26 protein-coding genes and 1 riboswitch are annotated in these 26,179 nt (G+C 66.5%); of the genes, 9 read left to right on the forward strand and 17 right to left on the reverse strand.

Translation table 11 applies throughout. The annotated features are described in order from the left end of the window. Positions 1 to 32 precede the first annotated feature (32 nt). On the reverse strand, positions 33 to 767 hold the full coding sequence (locus tag NF551_RS13545) for a DedA family protein (protein WP_279324712.1): 735 nt from the start codon (positions 765 to 767) through the stop codon (positions 33 to 35). Positions 768 to 895: 128 nt separating this feature from the next. On the opposite strand from NF551_RS13545, the gene NF551_RS13550 reads away from it, so the two are divergent. From NF551_RS13550 to NF551_RS13560, 3 genes are all read left to right on the forward strand, one after another. Next, the gene (locus NF551_RS13550) at positions 896 to 1,369 is read left to right on the forward strand and encodes a hotdog fold thioesterase (RefSeq protein WP_227894140.1); all 474 of its coding nucleotides are present in this window, start codon (positions 896 to 898) and stop codon (positions 1,367 to 1,369) included. 89 nt (positions 1,370 to 1,458) lie between these two features. Beyond that, complete coding sequence (gene paaK / locus NF551_RS13555; RefSeq protein ID WP_227894139.1) at positions 1,459 to 2,802, forward strand: phenylacetate--CoA ligase PaaK; 1,344 nt, start codon at positions 1,459 to 1,461, stop codon at positions 2,800 to 2,802. Positions 2,803 to 2,868: 66 nt separating this feature from the next. Beyond that, positions 2,869 to 3,504, forward strand: a complete 636-nt coding sequence (locus NF551_RS13560; RefSeq protein WP_227894138.1) for a TetR/AcrR family transcriptional regulator — start codon at positions 2,869 to 2,871, stop codon at positions 3,502 to 3,504. Between the two features lie 103 nt (positions 3,505 to 3,607). Here NF551_RS13560 and paaZ read toward each other — a convergent pair whose 3' ends face one another. Beyond that, positions 3,608 to 5,692, reverse strand: a complete 2,085-nt coding sequence (paaZ, locus tag NF551_RS13565; protein WP_227894137.1) for a phenylacetic acid degradation bifunctional protein PaaZ — start codon at positions 5,690 to 5,692, stop codon at positions 3,608 to 3,610. 260 nt (positions 5,693 to 5,952) lie between these two features. On the opposite strand from paaZ, the gene NF551_RS13570 reads away from it, so the two are divergent. The 3 genes from NF551_RS13570 to NF551_RS13580 all read left to right on the forward strand — a co-directional run bounded on the left by NF551_RS13570 (position 5,953) and on the right by NF551_RS13580 (position 8,192). Then, positions 5,953 to 6,951: an SGNH/GDSL hydrolase family protein gene (locus NF551_RS13570; protein ID WP_227894136.1), complete on the forward strand. Its 999-nt coding sequence runs from the start codon at positions 5,953 to 5,955 to the stop codon at positions 6,949 to 6,951. 69 nt (positions 6,952 to 7,020) lie between these two features. Then, positions 7,021 to 7,153: riboswitch (SAM riboswitch) on the forward strand. A gap of 17 nt (positions 7,154 to 7,170) precedes the next feature. Further along, entirely contained in the window at positions 7,171 to 7,557 is a 387-nt protein-coding gene (locus NF551_RS13575; RefSeq protein WP_227894135.1) for a hypothetical protein, read from the forward strand. A gap of 38 nt (positions 7,558 to 7,595) precedes the next feature. After that, on the forward strand, positions 7,596 to 8,192 hold the full coding sequence (locus NF551_RS13580) for a hypothetical protein (protein ID WP_227894134.1): 597 nt from the start codon (positions 7,596 to 7,598) through the stop codon (positions 8,190 to 8,192). Between the two features lie 65 nt (positions 8,193 to 8,257). On the opposite strand, the gene NF551_RS13585 is transcribed toward NF551_RS13580, so the two are convergent. The 4 genes from NF551_RS13585 to NF551_RS13600 all read right to left on the reverse strand — a co-directional run bounded on the left by NF551_RS13585 (position 8,258) and on the right by NF551_RS13600 (position 11,504). Beyond that, positions 8,258 to 9,106, reverse strand: coding sequence for a 3-hydroxyacyl-CoA dehydrogenase family protein (locus tag NF551_RS13585; protein ID WP_227894133.1), 849 nt, complete (start codon positions 9,104 to 9,106; stop codon positions 8,258 to 8,260). Next, positions 9,103 to 9,870, reverse strand: coding sequence for an enoyl-CoA hydratase/isomerase family protein (locus NF551_RS13590; RefSeq protein ID WP_227894132.1), 768 nt, complete (start codon positions 9,868 to 9,870; stop codon positions 9,103 to 9,105). The genes NF551_RS13585 and NF551_RS13590 overlap by 4 nt, the downstream gene beginning before the upstream one ends. After that, complete coding sequence (locus tag NF551_RS13595; protein WP_227894131.1) at positions 9,870 to 11,081, reverse strand: thiolase family protein; 1,212 nt, start codon at positions 11,079 to 11,081, stop codon at positions 9,870 to 9,872. Before NF551_RS13595 ends, NF551_RS13590 begins: the two co-directional genes overlap by 1 nt. Before the next feature lie 108 nt (positions 11,082 to 11,189). Then, positions 11,190 to 11,504, reverse strand: coding sequence for a hypothetical protein (locus NF551_RS13600; RefSeq protein ID WP_227894130.1), 315 nt, complete (start codon positions 11,502 to 11,504; stop codon positions 11,190 to 11,192). A gap of 142 nt (positions 11,505 to 11,646) precedes the next feature. Here NF551_RS13600 and NF551_RS13605 point away from each other — a divergent pair, with 142 nt between their 5' ends. Continuing rightward, positions 11,647 to 12,087: a VOC family protein gene (locus NF551_RS13605; protein ID WP_227894129.1), complete on the forward strand. Its 441-nt coding sequence runs from the start codon at positions 11,647 to 11,649 to the stop codon at positions 12,085 to 12,087. On the opposite strand, the gene NF551_RS13610 is transcribed toward NF551_RS13605, so the two are convergent. After that, entirely contained in the window at positions 12,080 to 12,394 is a 315-nt protein-coding gene (locus NF551_RS13610) for a hypothetical protein (protein WP_227894128.1), read from the reverse strand. The two genes, NF551_RS13605 and NF551_RS13610, sit on opposite strands and share 8 nt — an antisense overlap. Beyond that, positions 12,381 to 13,049, reverse strand: coding sequence for an AzlC family ABC transporter permease (locus tag NF551_RS13615; protein WP_227894127.1), 669 nt, complete (start codon positions 13,047 to 13,049; stop codon positions 12,381 to 12,383). The genes NF551_RS13610 and NF551_RS13615 overlap by 14 nt, the downstream gene beginning before the upstream one ends. Before the next feature lie 76 nt (positions 13,050 to 13,125). Between NF551_RS13615 and NF551_RS13620 the strand changes: the two genes are divergently transcribed. Further along, positions 13,126 to 13,680 (forward strand): helix-turn-helix domain-containing protein, encoded by a 555-nt coding sequence (locus tag NF551_RS13620; protein WP_227894126.1) that lies wholly within the window; start codon positions 13,126 to 13,128, stop codon positions 13,678 to 13,680. 53 nt (positions 13,681 to 13,733) lie between these two features. On the opposite strand, the gene NF551_RS13625 is transcribed toward NF551_RS13620, so the two are convergent. Then, positions 13,734 to 14,492 (reverse strand): CPBP family intramembrane glutamic endopeptidase, encoded by a 759-nt coding sequence (locus tag NF551_RS13625; protein WP_227894125.1) that lies wholly within the window; start codon positions 14,490 to 14,492, stop codon positions 13,734 to 13,736. 34 nt (positions 14,493 to 14,526) lie between these two features. Next, positions 14,527 to 15,207, reverse strand: a complete 681-nt coding sequence (locus NF551_RS13630) for a TetR/AcrR family transcriptional regulator (protein ID WP_227894124.1) — start codon at positions 15,205 to 15,207, stop codon at positions 14,527 to 14,529. An 87-nt stretch (positions 15,208 to 15,294) separates the two neighbouring features. Here NF551_RS13630 and NF551_RS13635 point away from each other — a divergent pair, with 87 nt between their 5' ends. Further along, a complete protein-coding gene (locus NF551_RS13635; RefSeq protein WP_227894123.1) occupies positions 15,295 to 16,353 on the forward strand; it encodes an NAD(P)-dependent alcohol dehydrogenase in 1,059 nt (352 codons plus the stop codon). 14 nt (positions 16,354 to 16,367) lie between these two features. On the opposite strand, the gene NF551_RS13640 is transcribed toward NF551_RS13635, so the two are convergent. The 7 genes from NF551_RS13640 to NF551_RS13670 are packed head-to-tail and all read right to left on the reverse strand — an operon-like array spanning position 16,368 to position 26,168. Beyond that, entirely contained in the window at positions 16,368 to 17,237 is an 870-nt protein-coding gene (locus NF551_RS13640; protein ID WP_227894122.1) for an NAD(P)H-hydrate dehydratase, read from the reverse strand. Continuing rightward, the gene (locus NF551_RS13645; protein WP_227894121.1) at positions 17,221 to 17,946 is read right to left on the reverse strand and encodes a histidine phosphatase family protein; all 726 of its coding nucleotides are present in this window, start codon (positions 17,944 to 17,946) and stop codon (positions 17,221 to 17,223) included. The genes NF551_RS13640 and NF551_RS13645 overlap by 17 nt, the downstream gene beginning before the upstream one ends. A 39-nt stretch (positions 17,947 to 17,985) precedes the next feature. Next, complete coding sequence (locus NF551_RS13650) at positions 17,986 to 19,221, reverse strand: nitrate/nitrite transporter (RefSeq protein ID WP_227894120.1); 1,236 nt, start codon at positions 19,219 to 19,221, stop codon at positions 17,986 to 17,988. A 26-nt stretch (positions 19,222 to 19,247) separates the two neighbouring features. Continuing rightward, positions 19,248 to 20,075: a respiratory nitrate reductase subunit gamma gene (gene narI / locus NF551_RS13655; protein ID WP_227894119.1), complete on the reverse strand. Its 828-nt coding sequence runs from the start codon at positions 20,073 to 20,075 to the stop codon at positions 19,248 to 19,250. Beyond that, complete coding sequence (narJ, locus tag NF551_RS13660; RefSeq protein WP_227894118.1) at positions 20,072 to 20,770, reverse strand: nitrate reductase molybdenum cofactor assembly chaperone; 699 nt, start codon at positions 20,768 to 20,770, stop codon at positions 20,072 to 20,074. The genes narI and narJ overlap by 4 nt, the downstream gene beginning before the upstream one ends. Further along, entirely contained in the window at positions 20,767 to 22,443 is a 1,677-nt protein-coding gene (narH, locus tag NF551_RS13665; RefSeq protein WP_227894117.1) for a nitrate reductase subunit beta, read from the reverse strand. Before narH ends, narJ begins: the two co-directional genes overlap by 4 nt. Further along, a complete protein-coding gene (locus NF551_RS13670; RefSeq protein ID WP_227894116.1) occupies positions 22,443 to 26,168 on the reverse strand; it encodes a nitrate reductase subunit alpha in 3,726 nt (1,241 codons plus the stop codon). Before NF551_RS13670 ends, narH begins: the two co-directional genes overlap by 1 nt. Positions 26,169 to 26,179: the final 11 nt, after the last annotated feature.

A 26,179-nucleotide genomic window follows, 5' to 3' on the forward strand; every position in this document is an offset into this window, starting at 1 on the left:
GGGCCCCTTTCGTTGGGACCCGCTCGCCGGGGTTAGTCGAGGCCGCCGGCTTCCGGGGACTGCGGGCGGGGGCGCGGCCGGGTTTCCTTGCCGCGCGGCCGGCGTCCCGGCCGGAACAGCCCTGCGACGACGAAGGCCAGGGTCAGCGCGATGACGCCCAGGACAATGAGGTCGAGGTTGTCCCGGACAAAGGGAACCCGGTCACCCAGCAGGTAGCCGAGCAGCGTCACGCTCACTGCCCAGACCGCCGCTCCGATGGCGTTGTAGGCGATGAAGGTGGGGTAATGCATCCGGCCCACCCCGGCCACCACGGGTGTGAAGGTCCGGACGACGGGCACGAACCTGGCCAGGACCACGGCCTTGCCGCCGTGTTTGGCGAAGAACTTCTCGGCGCGGGTGACGTTATCCCGGCTGAAGAACCTGGACTCGGGCCGGTTGAAGACCACCGGGCCTGCCTTGCGGCCGATGTAGTAGCCCAATTGATCCCCGGCAAAGGCGCTCAGGGCAACCAGCAGGATCAGCAGCCAGACGTTGATCTGGATAGCGCCCGTAGCCACCAGCAGTCCGGCGGTGAAGAGCAGGGAATCGCCGGGCAGGAAAAACCCAATCAGCAGCCCGGTCTCCACAAAGACGATGCCGCAGACCAGCAGCACAACCCAGGGGCCGATCGCCGGCTCCGACAGGAACACCTGCGGATCGAGCCAGTCCGGCAAAAGCGAGGACATGACAGGCTGCAGCGCTCCCGGCGCTGCCGTGGCAAGGATCACTTTCACAGGGTAAGCCATGGGCCGCAAGAGAGTCTGGGAGCGCCGTCACGGACGCTCTTCGACTTGACAGTGACTGCGCTCACAGGATTACCTAATGAACATTCGGTAATGAAAAGTGAGGGATCCCATTGGCTGACTCTGTCACCGCTGCTGCACGCGAAACGCGCCCGGCGCACCCCATCCTGGAACATGACGCTACGTCCGAATGGCTGGGGATCGACGTCGTCTCCCTGGGCGACGGCACGGCAGTGACCACCATGGAACTGCGTCCCGAGATGCTCAACGGCTTCGCCATCGCCCACGGCGGCATGGTTTTCGCTTTCGCTGACACGACTTTCGCGCTTGCATGCAATCCAGGGGGCGCAGAGTCGCTCGCTGAAATGGAGAGCATCACGGTGGCTGCCGGAGCCGACATCAACTTCATCTCCTCAGCCCGCGCCGGCGATAAGCTGCGGGCAGAAGCCAGCCGCCGGGCAGCGGCAGGCCGCAGCGGCGTTTACGACATTGAGGTCACTGCCGAATCACCGGACGGTTCTACCCGGGTCATCGCTGAATTCAGGGGCCGCTCACGTACTATTCCAAATCCCGCCCGCCGGAACTGATGCCCGCCCGGCGGTCCGCGCTTTCGCCTTCTCAGCTTCCCCGTCATACCCGCAGAATTGCACCCCACCCCCTCTCAAAGGTTCCACGCATGAAAACTGTTGCCCCTCTCAAGGCCACTGCTGCTGATCCCGCCACCCTCGACGCCGAGGAGCTCATGAGCCGGGACCAGATCGAGGCACTGCAGCTCACCCGTCTCCAGGAGACGGTGCGCTACGCCTACGACCGCGTTCCGCTGTACACCAAGAAGTTCGACGACGCCGGTGTCCACCCGGACGACTTGAAGGAACTCTCCGACCTGGCGAAGTTCCCGTACACCACCAAGGAAGACCTCCGCCAGAGCTACCCGTTCGGCATGTTTGCCGTGCCGATGGACCAGGTCTCCCGTATCCACGCGTCCTCCGGCACCACGGGCCGGCCCACGGTCGTTGGCTACACCAAGGGCGACCTGGACCGCTGGGGCACCCTGGTGGCACGGTCCCTGCGTGCCTCCGGCGTGAAGTCCAACTACAAGGTCCACAACGCTTACGGTTACGGCCTGTTCACCGGCGGACTGGGTGCGCACTTCGGCGCAGAGAAGCTCGGCTGCACTGTCATCCCTATGTCCGGCGGCCAGACCGAACGCCAGATCCAGCTCATCCAGGACTTCCAGCCGGATACGATCCTTTCCACCCCGACCTACCTGCTGACGATCGCTGACGCCATGAAGCGCGCCGGAATCGATCCGCGCTCCACCTCGCTGAAGAACGCAGTTCTGGGTGCCGAGCCGTGGACCGAGGAGATGCGCCACGAACTGCAGCAGACCATGGAGATCGACGCCTGTGACATCTACGGCCTGTCCGAGGTCATGGGTCCCGGCGTCGCCGGCGAGTGCGTTGAGACCAAGGACGGCGCCCATATCTGGGAAGACCACTTCCGTCCGGAAATCATCGACCCGTTCGACGAGACCAAGGTCCTGGACGACGGCGAGCACGGAGAACTCGTCTTCACGTCCCTCACCAAGGAAGCCCTGCCGATTATCCGGTACCGCACGCATGACCTCACGCGTCTGCTCCCGGGCACCGCACGCCCCGGCATGCGGCGCATGGGGCGCATCACCGGCCGCAACGACGACATGATCATCCTGCGCGGCGTCAACCTCTTCCCGAGCCAGATCGAAGAGATCGCCCTGCGGATCCCCGCCCTGAGCCCGCACTTCCAGCTGGAAATCACCCGGCCCGGCCGGATGGATGAGCTGGCGGTGAAGATCGAACGCCGCAGCGAGTCCAGCGCGGACGAATGCGCCAAGGCCGCCGCGGAACTCAAGAGCCAGATCAAGATCCACATTGGTTCGTCCTGCGCCATCCACGTGGTCGAGCCCGGATCGCTGGCCCGTTCCAGCGGCAAGCTCCGCCGCATCTACGACCTGCGCAAGCAGGAGAACACGCCGGCCTAGCAGCCGGGAACGTTCGGTTGGCCGGAAATGCTCCGGCCAACCGAACGTTCATGCGAAAATATCCAGATGCCTAGCCCATCGAATTCCGCGCCTTCATCCTCTTCCGCTGCCAACGGCACCCGCAGGGGACGTCCGGGATATGACCAGCAGACGGTGCTGAACATCGCCGTCGACGTGTTTAACCGCCACGGCTACGAAGCGACCTCGATGGGCATCCTCGCAGAGAACCTGGGCATCACCAAGTCAGCGATTTACCACCATGTTCCGTCCAAGGGCGATCTTCTGCGCCTGGCCCTGGAAAACGCGCTCGGCGGCCTGGAGGGCGTGCTGGATGATCCGCGTGCCTCCACCGGCCCCGCGGATGCCCGCCTGGAATTCGTGCTCCGCGGCACCATCGAAGTCCTGACCGAGCGGCTGCCGTTCGTCACGCTCCTGCTGCGCCTGCGCGGCAACACCGAAATTGAACGCGATGCCCTGGAGCGCCGCCGCCAGTTCGACCGCCGTGTCTCTGAACTGGTGGACGCTGCCCGCGCCGAAGGCTCCCTGCGCAGCGACATCGATCCGCGCACCACTACCCGCCTGCTGTTCGGCACAATCAACTCAATCGTCGAGTGGTACAAGCCCGGAGGGTCCCTGAGCGGCCAGAAGCTCGCCGACGACATTATCTCGATGGTCTTCGAGGGCCTGCACGACAAGCGCTGACCCGTTCTTCATTCCTGAACCTCCCCCTACGTCGAGAGGCCAGTTACGGCCCGTTTGGTGCGCCAAACAAGCCGTAACTGGCCTCTCGATGGGTGTGGGGAGGCTAGGCGCGCTTCTTCTCCACGAGAGTCAGCACGTCGTAAGTGGCGACGATCTCGTCGTTCTGGTTGTGCAGGACAGCATCCCAGGCAACCTCGCCGTACTCGTCCGTTTCACGCGGCGTGATCTTCTTCGCCGTGAGGGTGACCCGGATGGAGTCGCCGGCGGCCACGGGGGTGATGAAGCGCAGGTTTTCCAGGCCGTAGTTGGCCAGTACCGGTCCCGGAGCGGGTTCCACGAACAGTCCGGCGCCCCAGGAAAGCAGCAGGTAGCCGTGCGCCACGATGCCCGGGAAGAACGGGTTCGCCTCGGCTGCTTCCTGGTTGGTGTGGGCGTAGAACGTGTCGCCGGTGCTGTTGGCGAAGGCGGTGATGTCCTCGAGCGTGACCTCACGCAGTTCCGAGGCCATGGCGTCGCCGACCTTCAGCGTCGAGAGGTCCTTGCGGAACGGATGCGTCTCGTCGAAGAACTGGTCAGCACCGGTGTGCCAGACCCCGGTAATGGCCGTCAGCATGTTCGGCGAACCCTGGATGGCGGTGCGCTGCATGTGGTGCTTGACGGCGCGGATGCCGCCGAGCTCCTCGCCGCCGCCGGCGCGGCCGGGGCCGCCGTGGACCAGGTGCGGCACGGGCGAGCCGTGGCCGGTGGAGGTACGGGCAGTTTCGCGGTTCAGCACGTGGACGCGGCCGTGGTGGCCGGCGATTCCGGTCACCAGTTCGCGGACGGTCTGCGGATCGTTGCTGCAGACCGTGGCCACGAGCGAGCCGCCGCCGAGTGCTGCCAGGCGCACGGCGTCGTTCGTATCCTCATAGCCCACCACCGAGGCAACCGGACCGAAGGCCTCAACGGAGTGCAGTGCCTCTGCGTTGGGATCATCCCAGGTCAGCAGTACGGGAGCCATGAAGGCCCCGTCTTCAGCGACGCCGCGGCTGCCGTCTGCCTGGACGCTCTCCGGAGCGTCGAGGGAGCCGAATGCGATCTTGGCGCCGGCGTCGAGCAGGGCCTGGACAGAGGAGCGGACACCGTCGCGCTGCTCCACCGAAGCCAGGGCACCCATGGTGACACCCTCGGCCCGCGGGTCACCGAGGACAACGCGCTCTTCGATGCGCTTGGCGGCGGCGGCAACGACGTCGTTCACCAAAGCCTTGGGCACGATGGCGCGGCGGATCGAGGTGCACTTCTGGCCGGCCTTGACGGTCATTTCCGTGACCAGCGACTTTACGTACGCATCAAATTCCGGGGTGCCGGGAACGGCGTCCGGGCCGAGGATGGAGGCGTTCAGCGAATCGGTTTCGCTGGTGAAGCGCACCCCGCCTTCGATGACGTTGGTGTGGTTCTTCAGCTTGTTGGCGGTCGACGCCGAGCCGGTGAAGGAGACCATGTCACGGTAGTCGAGGTGGTCCAGCAGGTCCCGGGCGGAGCCGGAGATCAGCTGCAGCGAACCTGCCGGAAGGATCCCGGATTCGATCATCATGCGCACTGCGGCTTCGGAGAGGTAGCCGGTGGGCGTTGCGGGCTTCACGATGGTGGGAACGCCGGCGATGAACGCAGGAGCGAACTTCTCGAGCATGCCCCAGACCGGGAAGTTGAACGCGTTGATCTGCACGGCGACGCCGGGGATCGAGGTGTAGACATGCTCGCCGATGAAGGAGCCGTCCTTGGAAAGCACCTCGGCGGCACCGTCGATGACGACCGTGGAGTTGGGCAGTTCGCGGCGGCCCTTGGAACCGAACGTAAAGAGCACACCGATGCCGCCGTCGATGTCCACCAGGGAGTCGATCTTGGTGGCGCCGGTGCGGGCGGAGATTTCGTAAAGTTCCTTCCGGCGGCCGTTCAGGTACTGGGCCAGTTCCTTCAGCTTCAGCGAACGCTGGTGGAAGGTGAGGCCGGCCAGTCCGCGGTGGCCCACGGTGCGGCCGTGCTCCACGGCGGCGGCAATGTCCAGTCCGTCGGTTGACACCAGGGCGAGGATTTCACCGGTGCTGGCGTCCCGGACCTCAGTTGGGTTTGCGGCGGCGCTTTCCGGGGTCCACCACTCGTCCTGGACGAAGCTGGGGACGACTTGCACGTCTATGGCGGTTGAGGTCATCTTTGACGGACCCTTTCGATACTGGACGTTCGTTTTCCTGACCGGGCGAGTTCCGCTGGCTGCGGCTTCCGCCGGACACAGCGATAACTGACCGGACGGTCGGTAATGAATCCAGCCTACATGAGAGTGCCCTGCGGCACACTATGCCAAGCCCGGGATCCGGCTTTTTGACTCGCGGCTGCCCCGGCTGCCACACCACGTGTTTGCTCCTGTCCGCGGCGGCGCTACCGTGGGCCCGGACGACGACGGAAGGTACGACGATGAACCGGAACCCGATGCGCGGCTGGACGAAAGCAGGCCTGGTGCTGCTTCTCGGAAGTGTCCTAACTGCCGGCGGGGTTGCGGCTCCGGCGGCTGCGGGCGGCCAGGACCGCGGCCACCACCGCGGGTGGGACCGGGACCGCGGGTGGGACCACCACCGCGGCTGGGATCGGGGCTGGGATCGGGGCTGGGATCGAGGCTGGGATCGAGACAGGGACCGCGGCGGAGAAGTGGATTACGTTGCCCTGGGTGACTCCTACGCGTCGGGCTTTGGCGGCGGGCCGCTCCTCGATGCCTGCGGCCGGACTGCAGAAGGGTACCCGGCCCTGCTGGATGCCCTTCGCCGGGTGGATCGGGAGGCGGATGTGACGTGTGCCGGGGCGACGGCGTCGAGCACTCCCCCGGGCGCTCCAGCCGGACCCGTGGACCTGCCGGAGCAGATCGCCGCCCTGCGCGCGGATGGTTCCCTGAACCGGGGCACCGACCTGGTCACCGTCACGATTGGCGGCAATGACGTTCAATTCGGCGCCGTCGTCCAGGCCTGCATCGGTCCGGTGCTGCCGGAAACCTGTGCACCCGCCATTGCGAGTGCGACCGCTTACGCGCAAACCACCCTCACGGCGCAGCTGCAGGAATCCCTCCGCCAGGTTCGTGAACTCGCGCCGCGGGCCGAACTGGTACTCGTCGGTTATCCGTACCTGTTCGAAGCCGGAACCGCGGGACCGCTCAGCCCGGAGGCGGTGGCACTGTTCAGCCAGGGGACGGACGCGCTGAACGCGGTGCTGGCCGGACAGGTACAGCGCGGAGAAACCTTCGTGGATGTCACGGATGAGTTCGCCGGGCACGGCGTGGGGTCCGCGGATCCATGGATCATCGCCCTGGGCAGCGAGTTTCAGCTGCACCCGAATGCCACCGGCTACCGCGAAGGCTACCTGGCGGCCATCACCGCAGATGTCCATCTGGGGCATGGGAAGGGCCACTGCCGCGGCCGGCGGTAACCGTTGTCATTGCCGAAACAAGACGCGGCAAGGGACGGGTGCCACCGGCACCTGCTAACGTAATCAATGCTTCACGAGACATGGCCTCCGCACCTTCCCGGTGCGGAAAAGCTCCGACTGGCCATGCACCAACCCCACTGTTCGGCGGGTGGTTCGGATGACGAAGCGGCCCGCGTCCAACCGGAGCGGGCAAGGACACTCTCTTTCGAAGGACACGCTGTGCTTCCCTCCAGTGACCCGCGCTGCACCGCCTTTTCCCCCGGCCACAAGATCCATTGGATCCACGGCGGCCGGCTCAACCGCTACGAGGACTGGATCGACGTCGAAGTCCACGCCGATCCGGAGCTGGACCTGATCTACCTGATAATCGCCGGGCAGCAGCAGCTTATGTGGCACCACGACATTCCGCTCCTCGCCGAAGCCCTCGCGCTCAGCCCCGGGCAGCCCCAGTGGTGCCCCCGGTATTCGTCCCTGATGGTCCCGGGCGCCTTCGAAGGCCGCAACCGGAGTTCTTTTTTCTACTTGGCTACTACCGGGCGGGCGGCTCCCTGCCGGGGACGGGTTCCGCGACATGATCTGAGGATGCAGGACAGCGATTCCGCGTAGGGCAATACTTGGGCGGATTGTTCAGGGGAAGGGGCCGGATGGACACAGCCGAGGTGCGGTTGTGGTGGCTCCCGGTTGGTGCCGGCGGCCATCTGGTGGTCCGCACCAGCCGTTGGTGGGAGCTCTGGCGCGCGCTGCGCGAGCGGCGACGTCCCCGGCCCCTGTTCCACGCAGCACTGGAAGTCACCGCGCGCGGTTCCCGCTATGCGATTGAAATGACCCCGGCGTGGGGCCAGGGCACCGGTCCGCGCGGAGTCGTGGCCACGGGACCAGTGGGACTCCGGTCCCTCGGACGGCTCAGGCTGTTCCGGTACGAGGTGCGGTGCTGGCCGAACGGGGTCATACCGGACCTCGCCTTTGCGCCGGAACCGGCCCTCGTGTTCAATCTGGACGCTGCCGGTGCCGAGGCCCTGCTTGCCCGGGTGCCGCAGGTGCCCCTGAAGGTGTGGGGCGCGAAGGTGCCCGGCGGCGACATGTGGAACTCGAACTCCCTGGTTTCCTGGCTGCTGCAGACCAGCGGTTTTGACGCCGCGGCCCTGCAGCCCCCGCAGGGCGGCAGGGCTCCAGGCTGGCTTGCCGGCATTGATGCCGCACGCCCGCAGTCTCCCCCGGCAGAAGCCGGACAGCGGCCTTAACGGCAGCAGCCCGCATGCTCCGGCCTCAAAGGGGCGAAGGATGCGGGCTGCCGCTCGTTATGAAACTAGCTCCAGTCGAAGAACCCCTTGCCGGTCTTGCGGCCAAGCTCGCCGCGGGCCACCTTGTCCCGCAGGATCTGCGGCGGCTCGAAGCGCGGGCCGAGTGTGGAGGCCAGGTACTCGGCGATGCCGAGGCGCACATCCAGCCCTACAATATCCGTGGTCTTCAGTGGGCCGGTCGGGTGCTTGTAGCCCAGGACCATGGCCGCGTCGATGTCTTCAGCGGACGCAACACCCTCTTCCACCATGCGCATCGCCTCGAGCGCGATCGCCACACCCAGGCGGGAGCTGGCGAAGCCCGGAGCGTCATTGACGACGACGGGAGTCTTGCCCAGGTCGGCCACCCAGGTTCGGGCGGCCTCGGCGAGCTCTTCGGAAGTCTGCTTGCCCAGGACCACCTCGATCAGGGTGGAGGCAGGAACCGGGTTGAAGAAGTGCAGGCCGCAGAAGCGCTCCGGACGCTGCAGCTTTTCGGCCAGCTCCGAAACTGAGAGCGAGGACGTGTTGGAGGCGAGCCAGGCGCCGTCGCCCAACTGCTCCTCCACAGCGGCCAGCGCGGCAGCCTTCAGGGCGAAGTCTTCCGGAACTGCCTCGACGACCAGGCCTGAGCCGGCGAAGTCTGCATAATCGGTGGAGACGCTGAGCCTGGCAACCAGGGCATCGAGGGTCTCGTCCGTGGTGCCGCGCTCAACGCTCTTGGCGAGGTTGGAGGCAACGCGCTCGTACGCTGCGCTGGCTGCCTGCTCATCGCGCTCAACCACGACGACGGCGGCACCGGCGGTGCAGAAGGCGTGGGCAATGCCCGCGCCCATACGGCCGCCGCCGAGGACACCGACCTTGGAGGGAACTGTCATTTGTTTTTCTTCCTTTCCAGGAAAGCCTGCATGCGGTCGAACTTCGCCTCGGACTCGAAGAGGATGCCCTGGGCGAGGGTGTCGATCACGGGGTGCGCCTCGGCGGGCGCGTGGAACACGGACTTGGTGATGCGTACGGCCAGCGGGTCCTGCTTGGCGATCCGGTCAGCTAGTGCGTTGGCGGCGTCCATCAGGTTTTCCGCCTCGTGGACCTCGGTCACCAGGCGGGCTGCCAGGGCTTCCCCGGCGTTCAGGATGCGCCCGGCAAGGAGGATTTCCTTGGCCAGGGGTTCGCCGACGAGTTCCTTCAGCCGCCAGGTGGCGCCGGCTGCGGCCATGATGCCGAGCGAAGTTTCCGGGTTGCCGATCTTCACGGTCGGGGTGGCGATGCGGAAGTCGGCGGCGAAGGCCAGCTCCGCTCCCCCGCCCAGGGCGTAGCCGCCCAGCGCCGCGATGACCGGCATGGGCAGCTTGGCGATGCGGTGGAAGATCGTCGAGTTGATCCCGCGCAGGGCATCCTCGCGGCGGCGTTCGCGCAGCTGGGCGATGTCCGCCCCGGAAGCGAAGATCCCGTTGGTGCCGGAAAGGATCAGGATCTTCGGGTTGTTTTCCAGTTCGGCGCAGAGGGCGTGCAGCTCATCGACCATGGCCTGGTCAATGGCGTTGCGGACCTCCGGACGGTTCAGGACCGCGGAGATGCGGTCTTCCCCGATGGTGACCTTGAGCGTGGTGAAGTGAGCGGAAACTTCCGCGAAGTCCTGCACTACACGGCCTCGATCAGCATGGCGGTGCCCTGGCCCACGCCGACGCACATGGTCGCAATGCCGCGGGAAGCACCTTCGCGTTCCATGCGGCCCAGCAGGGTGATGGCGATGCGCGAGCCGGAGGAGCCGAGCGGGTGGCCGAGGGCGATGGCGCCGCCGTCGTTGTTCACGATTCCTTCGTCCAGGCCCAGGCGGCGGATGCAGGCCAGGGACTGGGTGGCGAAGGCTTCGTTGAGTTCCACGGCGCCAACCTGGTCCAGGCGGATGCCGCTGCGCTGCAGGACCTTCTGCGTGGCCGGAACCGGGCCGATGCCCATGATCTCCGGGGCGACGCCGGCGGAGGCGCCGTCGACGATCCGGGCGCGGGCGGTGAGGCCGTATTCCTTGATAGCGCGCTCGGAGGCGATAATGATCGCCGAGGCGCCGTCGTTCAGGGAGCTGGCGTTGCCTGCAGTGACAATGCCGCCGGGCTTGACCACGGGGCGCAGCTTGCCGAGAACGTCCAGCGTGGTGCCTTCGCGGGGGCCTTCATCGGTGTCCACGACGGTGTCGCCCTTGCGGCCCTTGATCGTGACGGGAACGATTTCGTCCTTGAAGCGTCCGGCAGCGATGGCGGCCAGCGCGTTTTCGTGGGAGCGGACGGCGAACGCGTCGGCGTCTTCACGGGAGATGCTGTCCGTGGAGGCCAGTTCCTCGGCGGTTTCCGGCATGGAGTAGGTCATCTTGCCGTCACGGGAGAGGTCGCCGGAGGCGAAGCGTTCGTTGGCGAAGCGCCAGCCGATCGAGGTGTCGAACGTGTCGCCGGGCTTGGCGAAGGCCTTGGTGGGCTTTTCTGTGACCCAGGGGGCACGGCTCATGGATTCGGTGCCGCCTGCGATCACGATGTCCGCAGCGCCGGCCTTGATCATGTGCGAGGCCATGATGATGGCGGACAGGCCCGAGGCGCAGAGCCGGTTCACGGTAATGCCGGGAACGGTGTCCGGGAAGCCTGCGAGCAGGGCTGCCATGCGGGCCACGTTGCGGTTTTCCTCACCGGCACCGTTGGCGTTGCCGAGGATTACTTCGTCAACGACGGCGGGATCCAGGCCTTCTCGGGCCACGAGCTCGCGCAGCGTCAGTGCTGCCAGGTCATCGGGACGGACGCTGGAAAGCGCACCCCCGTAGCGGCCTACCGGAGTCCGTACTCCGCCAACGAGAAAAGCCTCAGCCATGTCTGCTCCCATGTAATCGCGTCTCTGCCGGCGGGCGTCGCGGCCCACACGGCTGCCGGATTTACCGACCAATCGTTCTATAAACAATCGCAGAACCGGCCGGGACGGTCAAACAGGTGAAGAATAATCCGAAACGCCGGGGTAACGCACGCGCATCCGGCGCCGGTACTCGCCGAGGTCTATGTCGCCGGAAAGCTCCGCGACGAGGTCGGCAACATCCCGGCGGTCCGGAGCTGCCCATCCCGCGTACCAGATCGCCGAGCATGTCTGGCGGACGGCGGTGGTTGTCTCGGACGGCAGGTGCCGGAAGAGTTCCGGCCACCGGACCAGGGCATCGAGGCCTGGGGGAATGGTTCCCGGGTCCATCCAGTTTGGCTGCCGGCCGACAAGCCGCAGCATGACGTCGTCGTGGAATTCCAGCATGCTTCCCCCCTTCTCGGGTGGGCCCCAGTCTAGGCGCGCTTCTCAGGGTGCCGCTGCCACCGGGGAACCCGTTTCCTGTTGCGGACAGAAAATGTCCGCAACCCCGCGACGTACCGGTGCGCAGCGGCCTAGGTTTAGCCCTATGGCTTACGACATCCAGATCTGCATCGACTGCGAAAACGCCCACGCCCAGGCCGACTGGTGGGCACAAACCCTCGGCTGGCCGGTGGAGGAACCGGACCAGGACTTCATCGACGAGATGCTCGCCAAGGGATATGCCGCGCCGGAGGACCTGATCGAGCACAACGGTGTCCGGATGTGGAACGCGGGCTCGGCGATCCTCCAGCCGGTTCCTGCCGGTTCTGCCCTGGCTCCGACAAGGATCCTGTTCCAGCCGGTGCCCGAGCCCAAGACGGTCAAGGACAGGATCCACCTGGACATCCGGCTGGCCGGTGACGACGTCGACGCCACGCGGAGTGCCTTGGAAGCCCGGGGTGCGAAGTTCCTCTGGGAAGCCCGCCAGGGCCCGCATCTCTGGTACACCATGGCAGATCCCGAAGGCAACGAATTCTGCATCAGCTGAGCAGCCGCAGCACGCCGGCGGTGCCTCCCGCTGTCAGGAGCACCACAATCAGGGGCAGCTGCAGCACTGCGGCCGCAGCACCGGCGAGCACCCCGCCAATCCTCTGCCAGTCCGCCGGCAGCTGTCCGTCGTAGAGAGTTGACGTGGCGGCGACGCCCGCAAGAACCAGTGCGATTGCGGTATCAGCTGTCCGGTCACCAGGTTCGGAGAAGCTGCCCCATTGTCCGAGGGTCACTCCGGCCAGCCGCACCAGATAGGTAGCGCCGGCCAGAACTGCACAAGCAACCAGCAGCTCAGCGTCCACCATGACGCCCTCCCGCCGGAAGCAGCAGCAGAGCGAGTGCCGCCAACCCCACCATGGGAGCCACCCCGCCGGGAACCAATGGGACAGCGGCTGCCGCGATCACCACTCCTCCGGCAACGGTTACGGTTGTGCGCCGGTCCCGCAGCTTCCCCAGCAGCATGACCAGAAGAACCGTGGGGAAGACGGCATCCAGCCCCAGTACGGCAGGGTCGGCGACATTCCCCAGAACTGTTCCCAGCCCGGCACCGAGGGGCCACGCGCACAGGACCGCCCCGCCCATTCCCCAGAAGGCCTTGCGCTGTGCGCTCAGGCCGTCCGCCCTCGAGGCATAGGCGACCGTCTCATCATTGACCAGGTGTGCTCCGGCCAACCGGGTCCATCCCGACCCGAGGTACCGGGACGCTGCAAATCCATACAGGCCGTTCCGCAGGTTCACCACCAGCGCTCCCAACGCGGCTACCATCGGTGAGGCTTCCGCCAGGAGGCCGCCCACAAACAGGAGTTCAGCGGAGGCAGCCAGCACGGTGAGGGCCAGCGCAACCGTCAACCACGGGGGAAACCCGGCCTGGACGGCCAGTGCACCATAAGAAATTCCGACAACCAGCACGGCACCTGCCAGCGACGATATCTCGACGGCACTCCGCACTGAGAATGTCATTGAACCCATGTTCATTATAATGAACCAAGTCTTCCAGGTTCGTCAACGGCCTGGGGCAGTTTCGTATAGTGAACGAATGGCAGATCCCGAACTTCAACAGCGCATTGGTGCAGCAGTCCGGAGGGAACGGCTCCGCGCCGGCTGGAGCGCAGCAGAGCTGGCTCGGCGGGCGGGCATCTCCAAGGGGAACGTCTCCCAGCTCGAATCGGGAGCGGGCAACCCGACCGTCGAGACCCTGTGGGCGCTCAGTGATGCGCTCGGCCTCCCGTTCTCCGCACTGGTGGACCCAGGGTCGGCCGGACCGATTCTGGTCAGGGCAGACACTGCCCAGGAGGTTCCCGCAGCGTCGGCCAGCTACAACGCGTCACTGCTCTCGGCATGCCCTCCGGGAGCACGTCGGGACTTATACCTGGTAAAGGCCGAACCAGGCGAGGCAAAGCGGTCCGCGCCGCACCAGCCAGGCACTATCGAGCACGTGGTCCTTGTCACCGGATCCGCCGCCGTCGGCCCGGATGCGGAAGCTGTGCTGCTGCAGCCGGGTGATTATCTGGCGTACCGCGGGGATGCCCCGCACGTTTTTCACGCCATGGAGCCCGGCACTACGGCGATTATCGTGTCCGAACTGCGCTGATCGCCCGGCCTGGAGGCCTGACCCGGACTGAGAGAACCGCCAGGCACCCGGCACTACTGCTGCAGCAGTTCCACCGGGACCGCGTAGGTCAGCAGCACGGCCAGCAGGTTCTTCGCCGCGTGTACGGCGTAGGAAAGCATGAAGTTGTTCCCTGCCCAGATGTAGACCCCGACCAGCACCGCACCCATGGCCAGGTACGGAGCCACCACCGGAAGGGAGAAGTCCGCTTCCTGCACCACGTGGATTGCGGAGAACAGCATCAGGGAGAGCAGGGCACAGACCCAGATGTTCCAGCGGCGGGACAGCTTGCCGATCAGCAGGTGCCGGAAGATGTACTCCTCCACAAAGGGGGCCAGCACCACAAAAAGCGGAACGATGAGCCACGGTGACACCGAAGTCATGAGGTCCTGAGCTGCAGCCTGGTTCACCGAGGTCTGCGGCGGGCCGGTGATCAGCACCAGGACCATGGTCGCCACCAGCATCGCGATGACGGACAGCGGAATCACACCCAGCGTCAGCCAGGGCCGGGTCAGCAGGATCCGGGTTTCACGCACCACGTAGGCCCGGGCGGCGATCACCGCCAGGAACCCTGCGATGAGGTAGAACGTGAAGTTCACCGCGTAGGACGCCAGCACGGGATCTTCGATTACAGCGGTAACCGCGAGCGCCGCGGGAGTCAGGCTCAGAAGCAGCAGCGCACCCACATAGAACGCGAGCGCGGCGCCGTCGACCCTGGTGAACCGGTAACTCAGCGGAGGTTCGCTCAGGACAGCCGGGCGTCCGGGACGGGCCGGAATTTCAGGTGAGGCCATCAATCAACAGTATCGGTCCGGGGGTGCGCAGGCATCAGGCGCCTGCCGATTCCCGTTCCCGCACCAGGAGTCCTTCCAGCCCGTCCAGAATGATCCCCAGGCCAAATCCGAACTCTTCTCCGAAGGCGTAGCCGGGCTGCATCACGCGGTACATGGCCGTTTCGGCGAGGTAGGGCAGGTCGGACGGAGCGAAGGACCGCGCCATGGCCTCCACCACCTCGGGGTCTGAATCCGGAGTGCCAACGGGCAGGCCCGCTTCCTGCAGCGCGAACCCGTAGATATAACTGTCGAGCAGCGCATACGCATGTCCTGCTCCCTCAATGCTGAAACCGGCCTCCCGCAGCACGCGCAGCACAGCGTTGTGGTGCTCCAGGGTTGCAGCGCCCGGAGACGTGCGCGTTTCCAGCAGCCCCACCGACCACGGGTGCCTGGCAAGGGCGCTCCGCAGGGATGCCGCCCGGCGCTCCATCTCCCGGCGCCACGGCCCATCCGACGGGAGGTCAACTTCTGCGAAGACAAGGTCCACCAGACCGTCCAGGATTTCCTCCTTGTTGGCAACGTGGTGGTAGAGGGACATGGGCTTGACCCCCAGTGCCTGCGCCAGGGAGCGCATGGTGAGCGCGCCAAGCCCACCTTCATCGGCAAGCCCGACGGCGCGGAGGAGCACCAAATCGCGGGTCAGCGGCAGGCGGGCGGAGTCCAGTCGTTCATTCATTTCCGCCAACCCTACCGCAGCCATACTTTGTAAGGTAGCGTGCGCCGTACTAAGTAAGGGTGATTCTTCGAAGCGAAAGGCAATGCCATGTCCGGAACGAACGCCAAGCTCCCGCTGAACCGACCCGGGGAGATGCAAGATGACCCCCTGCCTGCCCGCATGCAGGCCGTGGTCCAGGACGGCTACGGCGGACCGGAGGTCCTCAAACTGCAAACGGTCCCCCTTCCTGCCGTCTCCGAAAAGGATGTGCTCGTTAAGGTGCATGCCGCCGGACTCGCCAAGGGAACCTGGCACGTCATGACGGGCACTCCCTACCTGCTGAGAGTGTTCTTCGGCATCCGCAGCCCGCGCCGGCCCGTGGCAGGGCTTAACCTTGCCGGAGTCGTCGTCTCCGTCGGCGCGGGGGTCACGCGGTTCAAGCCCGGAGACCGGGTCTACGGAATCGGAAAGGGATCCTTCGCCGGGTATGCCGCGGCCCGGGAAAGCAAGCTGGCACCCATGCCCGCGCACCTCGATTTTGACCAGGCAGCGGTGGTACCGGTCTCCGGGCTGACGGCACTTCGGGCAGTAACCGATATTGCACGGGTGTCCGCTGGACAGCGTGTTCTCGTCCTTGGAGCGGCCGGCGGAGTGGGCAGCATCGCGGTGCAGCTCGCTGCGGCGGCAGGCGCCGAGGTTACGGGTGCATGTTCCGCAGGCAAGGCCGGCTTCGTCCGGGAGCTCGGCGCCCAGAGAACCCTCGATTACCGGACCGAAGACTTTGCGGCTAAGGAGGGCTTCTACGATGCGGTCATCGATATCGCCGGGAACCCTTCCCTGGGGCGGCTCCGCCGGGCACTCAAGCCGGGTGGCACCGCGGTGCTGGTCGGCGGCGAGGGTGGCGGCAGCCTGACCGGAGGAATGATTGAACGCCAGATCGGCGGCCGGATCCTTGGTGTGTTCGACCGGGGGCGCCGGCACTTCCTGAACGCCCTCGCCAAGGAAAGCGGCCGTGAATTGGAACGGCTCTCACCGCTCCTGGAATCCGGTGCCCTGGTACCCCCGATCGACAGCCGCTTTCCCCTGCATGAGACAGGGGCCGCCATGCAGCGGCTTGAATCAGGCACAGTTCAAGGCAGCATCGTCCTGTTGGTTACGGGGAGCTAACAGCGGCGAAGGGCTCAGACCGTCAGCTCCGTCATCACCTGGGGCATGGCTTCGAGCAGTTCGCTCGCCAGGAAACTCAGCGGACCCTTCGCAGAAGAGAGCCGGTCCCCGGCTGTGGCGTGCAGGTACGTGCCCCAGCAGGCGGCCTGCTCCGGCGAGGCGCCGCGGGCGAGGAATCCGGCTACCGCGCCCGCCAGGACATCACCGCTGCCCGAGGTAGCGAGCCCCGGGTTACCGGCCGGCACTTCCCAGGCGCGTCCGTCGGGCGCGGTGATCCTCCCCCGGCTGGTCACTACGGCGCCATACCGGCGCGCAATCTCCGCAGCGCCAGCCCCGGCGTCGTCCACTGTCTCTTCACCGAGCAGCCGGGCCGCCTCCGCCCGGTTCGGTGTCAGGACGAGCCGGCCCGAGAGGGCGGCGTGGAGTTCGGGCAGGCCCGGAAGCACACCCAGGGCGTAAGCGTCGAGGATGACGGACGCCGCGTCCGCGATCCCCGGGACAAGGCCGCGCAGCAGCTCGGCTGTGTCCTCGGCGTTGTCCAGGCCCGGGCCCACCACTACCACGTCGGCGCCGGGCAGGTCTGTGCCCAGCGCTTCGGCTGCTGCCGCTCCGTCAATGCGCAGTCCGTTTTCCGGCAGTCCCACAGCCCCGCACTCGGGAAGCCCCACGGCGGAGGCGACCGCAGCCGACTCGGCAACGGCCAGTGTCAGGCGCCCCGCCCCGGCCCGCAGCGCTGTCCTGCCGGTGAGGATCGCCGCTCCGGGAGTGCGCCGGGCACCCCCGACCACCAGCACGGTCCCGCGGTCGTCCTTGCCCTCGGCGTCGCGGGAAACCTGCCAGGACCGCAGCAGAGCAGGAGTGAGCAGTTCAGCGGGGGTGGACATTGTCATCTCCTGCATGTTCGGTAACGGGGGCTCCGCCGGTGGCCAGATGGTCCACTGTGTTGAACACTGCCACTTCCCAGGGGCCCGTCCCGGAGGGGCGCACCAGCCGGGTGACCGAGCCGTTGCGGACACTGTTCGCGGCGGCGATATCCAGCAGGTCCGCTTCTAGCAGCCCCTCGCAGACGTAGCGCAGCAGCAGGATCACCGCGTCGTGGCAGACCACTGCCACGCGCCGTCCGTCCTCGCCGTCGTCGAGGTCGCGGAGCAGCGAGCGCAGCCGCAGCGCCACGTCCGCCCACGACTCCCCGCCCGGCGGGCGGTAGGCGAACTTGCCCAGCCACTGCTTGCGCTCGGCTTCTGCGGGATAACGCGCCGCGACGCCGCGGGAGGTCAACAGATCCAGGATGCCAAGTTCCCGGTCACGCAGGCGTTCATCCACCCGGAACGGTGCCAGCCCGGCAATTTCCGCAGTCTGCCGGGCCCGGAGGTAGGGAGAGCACCACACCGACTCAGGGCGCTCATCCGGCGCGATGCCGGCCAGCCAGGCACCCAGCGCGGCCGCCTGGGCTTCGCCGTCCGGGCTGAGCGGTACATCCGGATCCCGGAGTCCGACGTCGATCACCTCCGCGCCCGTGCGCTGGGCCAGCGTGGCAGCAACGTTGCCGGCGCTCTCGCCGTGACGGATGAGGATCAGCTCTGTGGCACCCATTCGTCCGACTCTACTCAGCAGCCGCTCCGTGCCAAGGGCTTAGGCCGGGGCCTTGAGCCGTTCGTCGGTTTTTCCGCCGTTGCGAACGGTGAACGTCAGCAGCAGCGCCAGGGCGGCAAAGACGGCCAGGAGGGTCAAGCCCACGAAGTAACTGGCGTGTTCGGCGTCGTAGGTGGCTCCCATGACCAGCGGCGGGAAGTAGCCGCCCAGCCCGCCTGCGGCGGCAATGATGCCGCCAACGGTGCCAACATCCTTGGGCGGTGCCGCCCGGCCCACCCACGCGAACACCCCGCCGGTGCCCAGGCCCAGGAAAAGGGCCATCAGCAGGAACGCTGTTCCATAGACGCGTTCCTGGCTGGGCTGGAACGCCACCACCATGGCCAGCACCACCGTCCCGGCAAAGGAGGTAAGCGTGACGAGTTTCGGCCCGATCTTGTCCGCGATGGTCCCGCCGATCGGCCGGGCAATCACGGCGGCGACGGCGAAGCCGGCCGTCCTGGTGCCGGCCGCCGTCGCATCGTAGTCATACACGTTGCCCAGATAGGTGGGCAGGTAGTTGGAGAACGCCACGAAGGCTCCGAAGACCACGCCGTAAAGGAAACACAGCTGCCAGGTGACCTTGAGCGTAAAGGCATGCCGGATTTTCGGCAGGGTGGGCTCGGTCGGGCGGCTCCAGGCCGGAGACTCGCGCAGCACCAGCCAGCTGAGCACAGCCATGAGCCCCACGACGCCGGCAATGATCAGGTGGGCATTGAAGTAGCCGACGCCGCTGACCAGCCGGGGAGTGAAGAAGGCCGACACCGCGGTACCCACCATGCCGGCACCGAAAACCCCGGTGGCGAAGCCCTTGCGGCTGCGGTCGTACCAGGCGGAACAGAACGGGATTCCGATAGCGAACACCGTGCCGGCGATTCCGAGGAAAAACGCCACCACGATGATCAGACCGTAGCTGCCGGTCTCCCCGGCGACGGCGGTGAGCAGCACCAGCGGTGCGGTCACGCCCAGCACAATGGTGAACATCCGCCGCCCGCCGTACCTGTCGGTCCAGGCGCCCACCGGAATCCGGGCGATGGAACCCACCAGGATCGGCATGGCAACCAGGATCGAAGCCTGGCTTGGATTCAGGTCCATGGACTGGGTGTACCGGGCGGACAGCGGGCCGATGATGGTCCACGCCCAGAACCCCACGGTGGAAGCAACCGTGGCGGTGATCAGGTTCAGCAGCTGTCCGGACTTGAGGTCCGGCGCCGCGGATGCGGATGGTGCCGATGCCATGGCCGTCCTATCTCTCTACGGATTCCTCACTGCGGGGGAACGCCTTTCCGGTCCCGGTCCGGTGTTCCCACCGGGGCCCAGCCGCGGCGGGGAGGCACCGCGCCGGGAGCCCCGCGCTTCCCGCGGGAGCGGTAGACGATGTAGGGGCGGAAAAGGTACTGCAGCGGAGCTGTGAAGGCATGCACCAGCCGGGTGAAGGGCCAGATGGCGAACAGGGCCAGCCCCCACAGGGTGTGGATCTTGAAGGACAGGCTCGCCGCGGTCATCGCCGCAATGTCCGGCTGGAAGATGAAGATGGACCGGAACCAGGGCGAGACCGTTTCGCGGTAGTCGGTAATGCCCGGATCGAACACTGAAATCAGGGTGGTTGCCAGCCCGGCGAACAGCGCCGCGACCAGGACGACGTACATCAGCTTGTCATTCCGCGTCGTCGCCATGAATACGGGCCCGGTGGTGCGGCGCCGGTAAATCAGCAGCACGATCCCCACCATGGTCCCTACCCCGGCGATCAGCCCGATTCCCAGGGCCATCGCGTGGTAAAGCCCCTCTGAGATGCCCACGTCCCTGGTCCAGGACTGGGGAATCACGAGGCCGATGAAGTGCCCGGCAATCACTGCCAGGATCCCGAAGTGGAAAAGCGGCGAGGCGATGCGCAGGATGCGGGCCTCGTAGAGCTGGGAGGAACGGGTGGTCCAGCCAAACTGGTCATACCGGTACCGCCAGATGGAGCCGAGCACCAGGACGGCGATCACCACGTAGGGAAGCACCCCCCAGAGCATGACATCACCCAGGGTGACCTGCACGTTTTCCGGCGGCGGCACATCCAGCGGGACAGCGGGCGCGGCGCTTCTCATGGCCGGGTCCTCTCCGAGAGCGGCAGCAGCCGGGAGCTGTAGGGTTCCAGTCCCACGGATTCGGTGGGCGGGCCGTACCCGGCGGTGCGCATCACGGTCTGGGCATCTTCCGGCGAGACACCCGGCAGGGTGGAGCAGACCAGGGCCAGCACATGGTGATAGGGCAGGTCAGCGTCCCGCAGCGCCAGGCGCAGCAGCTCCAGCGACGGGCGGTAACGCTGCAACAGCTCATACCCGTCGGGCGGTGAGACCTTCGCGGCGAATTCCAGGACCAGCGGCAGGTAGTCGGGCAGTTCCGTGCCTTCGGGGAGCATCCCGTGTTCCCGGTAGACCTCCTTGAAAGCGGCCAGTGCCTGGCCGCGGCGGCGGGTGTCACCGTCCGTCCAGTAGGTCAGGTGCAGGCTGTGCCGTTTGGACAGGTCGAATTCCTGGACGTAGTCCGCCTGGACGTCACGCAGCGGGCGCGCGGTCAGCCAGGCGAAGAGTTCCTGCATCCCCGGGTCCAGGGCGCCGGCTTCCTCCAGCGCAGTGCGCAGCACCGGCGCTGATTCCAGAAGGTGCTCCTCCGGATACTGCAGCAGCAGCGAGGCCACCTGGCGGACGACGGCGCTGCGCCCGGGAGTGCGGTCCGCGTAGGCTTCCGGGGCCATCGTTCCCTTGCCGGGTTTGCCCAGCAGCTTCTCCAGCAGGCTCATCTGCGCTCACCGCCATTGCCCTGTCCCGGGGGAAACAGACCGCGGGGCGAACCGCGGCCGTCCCAGTTCAGCAGGTTCACCCGCCCGGCCATGTCCCGGTTCCCGGCCGGATCATCACCTCGCTGGCGCGCTTCAAGGGCGGCGAAGTTCTCCACCGCCACCGGCATGGGCCGTCCGGAGGCTTCACCGAACACGCCGGTCTGGCCCATGCCCGGTCCGCCGTCAGTGTCCAGGGAGCAGCCGATTTCCTCGAGGTTGTGGGCGTCCTCCAGATGGGCGCTGGGGATGACGTAGCGCTCTTCGTACTTGGCGACAGCCATCAGCCGGTACATCCTCACGATGGCCTCGCCGGTCATGCCGGCGTCTTCGGCGATGGATTCGTCCGGCGGGTCCCCCAGCGTGATGTCCCGCATGTAGGCACGCATTGCGGCGAGTTTCCGCAGCACCAACGTCACCAGGTCCGTGTCCCCGGCCGTGAACAGTTCGGCCAAGTACTCCACGGGGATGCGCAGCGCTTCGATGGCACCGAACAGGTTGGCTGCGTCCTCGCCGTCGTGCCCCTGGTCCTTGAGCACATCCACGATCGGAGAGAGCGGCGGCACGTACCAGACCATGGGCATGGTCCGGTATTCGGGATGCAGCGGGAGGGCCACCCGCAGTTCCTTGGCCAGGGTGTAGACCGGGGAACGGCGGGCCGCGTCCAGCCAGTCCTCCGGAATGCCTTCGGCCCGGGCTGCGGCGATGACCTCCGGGTCGTTGGGATCCATCATCAGGTCCAGCTGCGCCTCGTAGAGATCCTGCTCGTTGGGGGTTGCCGCCGCTTCGGTGACCCGGTCGGCGTCGTACAGGAAAATCCCGATGTACCGCAGCCGGCCCACGCAGGTCTCCGCGCACACGGTGGGGATCCCCACCTCGATCCGCGGGTAGCAGAAGGTGCACTTCTCGGCCTTGCCGGAACGGTGGTTGAAGTACATCTTCTTGTAGGGGCAGCCGGTAACGCACTGCCGCCAGCCGCGGCAGCGGTCCTGGTCCACCAGGACAATGCCGTCCTCCTCGCGCTTGTAGATCGCGCCCGAGGGGCAGGAGGCCATGCAGGACGGGTTGAGGCAGTGCTCGCAGATCCGCGGCAGGTAGAACATGAAGGTCTGGTCGAACTCGAACTTGACCTTGTCCTCGGCATCGCGGCGGAGCTTTTCCACCACGGGGTCCTGGCTGGCGTGCTCCGGGGCGCCGCCAAGATCGTCATCCCAGTTGGCCGACCAGGTGATCTTCGTGTCCTCGCCGGTGATCAGGGATTTCGGGCGCGCGACCGGGAAGTCGTTGCCGGCGGGCGCCTGGATCAGGTTCTCATAGTCGTAGGTCCAGGGTTCGTAGTAGTCGCTGAGTTCGGGCTGCACGGGGCTGGCGAACAGGCCGAAGAGTTTTGCCATCCGCCCGCCGGCCTTCAGCTTCAGGTTTCCCCGGCTGTTCAGCTCCCAGCCGCCCTTCCACTTCTCCTGGTCCTCGTAGCGCCGCGGGTAGCCCTGGCCCGGGCGGGTTTCGACGTTGTTGAACCAGACGTACTCCGTGCCGGCACGGTTGGTCCACGCCTGCTTGCAGGTCACCGAGCACGTGTGGCAGCCGATGCACTTGTCCAGCGCCATCACCATCGCCGTCTGCGCCATGATCCTCATCAGTAGCTCACCTCCTGCGAGCGCCGGCGGACCACCGAGACGATGTCCCGCTGGTTGCCCGTGGGGCCCAGGTAGTTGAAGGCCCAGGAAAGCTGGGCGTAACCGCCGATCATGTGGGTGGGTTTGACCAGGATCCGCGTCACGGAGTTGTGGATGCCGCCGCGGCGGCCCGTGGCTTCGGACTTCGGTGTGTCGATGATCCGCTCCTGCGCGTGGTGGACGTAGACGACGCCGGCCGGCATGCGGCTGCTGACGATCGCCCGTCCCACCAGGACCCCGTTGGTGTTCACGCACTCCACCCAGTCGTTGTCCCGCACCTGGATCAGTTCCGCGTCCTGCGGACTCATCCACACCGCTGTCCCGCCGCGTGAGAGGGAAAGCATGAACAGGTTGTCCTGGTATTCGGAGTGGATGGACCACTTGTTGTGCGGCGTCAGGTAGCGAACGGCCACGGACAGCTCGCCCCGCGTGCCGAGCTGCGGTTCACCGAACAGGCGGGCCATGTCCAGCGGCGGCCGGAACACCGGCAGTGCCTCGCCCATGTCCCGGATCCAGTCGTGGTCCAGGAAGAAGTGCATCCGGCCGGTGAGGGTGTGGAAAGGTTTCAGCCGCTCGATATTGATCGTGAACGGCGCATAGCGGCGTCCGCCGGATTCCGACCCGGACCATTCCGGGGAGGTGATCACCGGCGTCGGACGGTCCTGAGTGTCCCGGAACGTTATCAGTTTGTCCTGTGCACCGATGGCCAGGTCTGCCAGCGGCGTTCCGGTGCGTTTTTCCAGGGTTTCGAAGCCCTGGACCGCGAGTTCACCGTTGGTCGTTCCGGAGAACAGGAGGATCGCCTCGGCCATCCGGGCGTCGGTGTCGACGGCGGGGCGGCCGCGGGCTGCGCCGGAGTCGAACACCCCGTGCTTTGCGGCCAGCTGCCGGACCTGCTTGGAAACGTCATAGGTGACGTACTTCGTGGTGAAGCCCAGCTTTTCGGCCAGCGGGCCCATTGCCACGAATTTGTCCCCGATCGCCGTGTAGTCCCGTTCCACCACCGCCAGGTTGGGCAGGTTCACTCCCGGGACCGCGGGAATCTCCGTGTCTTTCCAGTCGGGGGCATGGCCGCCGGGCTGCGCAATTTCACCGGGGGTGTCATGGGTCAGGGCAGTGGCGACCAGGTCCTTCCGCACGCCCAGGTGCCTTCCGGCCTGCCGCGAGAACTCCTCGGCGAGCAGCCGGAACAGGTCGAAGTCCGATTTCGCTTCCCACGGCGGGGCAATGGCAGGTGTGAAGGCATGCACGTAAGGGTGCATGTCCGTGGAGGAGAGGTCGTACTTTTCGTACCAGGTCGCCGCGGGGAACACGACGTCGGAGAGCAGGGTGGAGCTGGTCATCCGGAAGTCCGCAGAGACCAGCAGGTCCAGCTTTCCCTGCGGCGCGTCCTCCCTCCAGACCACGTCCCTCGGCCGGGCATCGCCGTGGTCCTTCCCCATGACGTTGTTCAGGGTGCCGAGGAGATGCTTCTGGAAGTACTCCTCCCCCTTGGCCGAAGAGCCCAGCAGGTTGGAACGCCAGAGGATCAGCGTCCGCGGCCAGTTCTCCGGTGCGTCAACGTCCTCCACCGCAAAGCGCAGCTTCCCCTCCTTGAGCCGGTCCGCAACCCAGCGGGCCTCGGTGGGCGCTTCACCGCGCGCGACGCCGCCGGCTGCCTCATCCGCCACGTCCAGGGAGTTTTTGGCGTCGAACTGCGGAAAGAACGGCATCCAGCCCATCCGGGTGGACTTGGCGATCACGTCCGCCGAATGCATGCCGCGAAGGTGTCCCTCCGCCAGCGGGGACTGCACGGCATCGGTGGAATACCCGTCGGAGCGGAACTGGTCGGTATGCATGTACCAGAATGCCGTGCCGATCATGAACCGCGGCGGACGGTTCCAGTCCCCGGCAGAGGCCATGGCCGCCCAGCCGGTGATCGGGCGGCACTTTTCCTGCCCCACATAGTGCGCCCAGCCCCCGCCGTTGCGGCCCTCGCAGCCGGTCAGCATCAGCATGGCCAGGATCGCCCGGTACGTGACGTCCCCGTGGTACCACTGGCAGATCCCGGCACCCAGGATGATCATCGACCGGCCTTTGGATTTCTCCGCGTTGGCGGCGAACTCCCGGGCGGTCCGGATCACTGCCGAGGGTTTGACCGAGGTCAGTTCCTCCTGCCAGGCGGGCGTGTAGGCCGTGGCGGCGTCGTCGTACCCCGCCGCCCAGTCCCCGGGCAGACCCTCCCGGCCCACGCCGTACTGGGCCAGCATCAGATCAAAAACGGTGGTCACCCGTTTCCCCGCCACGGTTGTTACCGGCACGCCGCGGTGCACCACTGACCCCGCCCCGGACGGGTCGGAGAACACCGGCAGGTCCACGCCGCTGGTCTCTCCCAGCCAGCCGGCGGCGTCGGCCAGGGAGAGGGCGGGCACCACGCCGTCCAGGTCCAGGTTCCACTTGCCGGCGTCGTCGTCGTTGTACCGGAAACCCAGGGAACCGTTGGGCACCACCGGTGCACCGCTGGTCCGGTCCAGCAGGACCGTCTTGAAGGCGGCGTCGGCTGCCTCTCCGGCGTCACCGCCCAGATCCTGCGCGGTGAGGAACTTGCCCGGGACCGTTGTCCCGCCGGGACCGTCCACCAGCGTCACCAGGAACGGCAGGTCCGTGTACTGCAGGACGTAGTCCTCGAAGAACGGCACCCGCCGGTCCACGAAGTTCTCCTTCAGGATCACGTGCCCCATAGCCATGGCCATGGCGGCGTCGGAGCCCGCCTGGACCGGCAGCCATTCATCGGCGAACTTGGTGTTGTCCGCGTAGTCCGGGCTCACCGACACCACCTTGGTGCCGCGGTAGCGCCCTTCGACCATCCAGTGCGCATCAGGGGTCCGGGTCACCGGAATGTTCGAGCCCCACATCATCAGGTAGGTCGCGTCCCACCAGTCACCGGATTCCGGAACGTCGGTCTGGTCGCCGAAGACCTGCGGACTGGCTACCGGAAGGTCCGCGTACCAGTCGTAGAAGCTGTTCATCACCCCGCCGATGAGATTGATGAACCGGGCGCCGGCCGCGTGGGACACCATCGACATGGCAGGAATCGGAGAGAAACCGGTACACCTGTCCGGGCCGAAGTTCTTGACCGTGGAAACGTGCGCCGCCGCCGTCATCTCCAGGGCTTCCTGCCAGCTGGACCGGACCAGGCCGCCCTTGCCGCGCGCCTGCTGCCAGGTGCGGCGCTTCTCCGGATCTGCAATGAGCGATTCCCAGGCCAGCACCGGATCGCCGCCGGAAGACCGCTTTGCGTCCCGGTACATTTCCAGCAGGACCGCGCGGATATAGGGAAAGCGGACCCGTGTGGGCGAATAGGTGTACCAGGAGAAGGCGGCGCCGCGCGGGCAGCCCCGGGGTTCGTACTCGGGCCGGTCCGGGCCGACGGTGGGATAGTCGGTTTCCTGCGCCTCCCAGGTGATGATCCCGTCCTTGACATAGACCTTCCAGGAGCAGGACCCTGTGCAGTTCACGCCGTGCGTGGAGCGGACCACCTTGTCGTGGCTCCAGCGGTTCCGGTAGAAGGCATCGCCCTTCCGTCCGCCTTCACGGAAAACCGCCCGGCCGTCGGCGGTTTCATCCCAGCGAGTGAAGAACCTGCCGAGTTTGAGAAGTGCGTCTGATGCGGGGCCGTCTGTCCCCGTAGCGGAGCTGCTAGCCATTTCTACAAGCT

Source organism: Arthrobacter caoxuetaonis, from assembly GCF_023921125.1.
GTDB classification, from domain to species: domain Bacteria; phylum Actinomycetota; class Actinomycetes; order Actinomycetales; family Micrococcaceae; genus Arthrobacter_B; species Arthrobacter_B caoxuetaonis.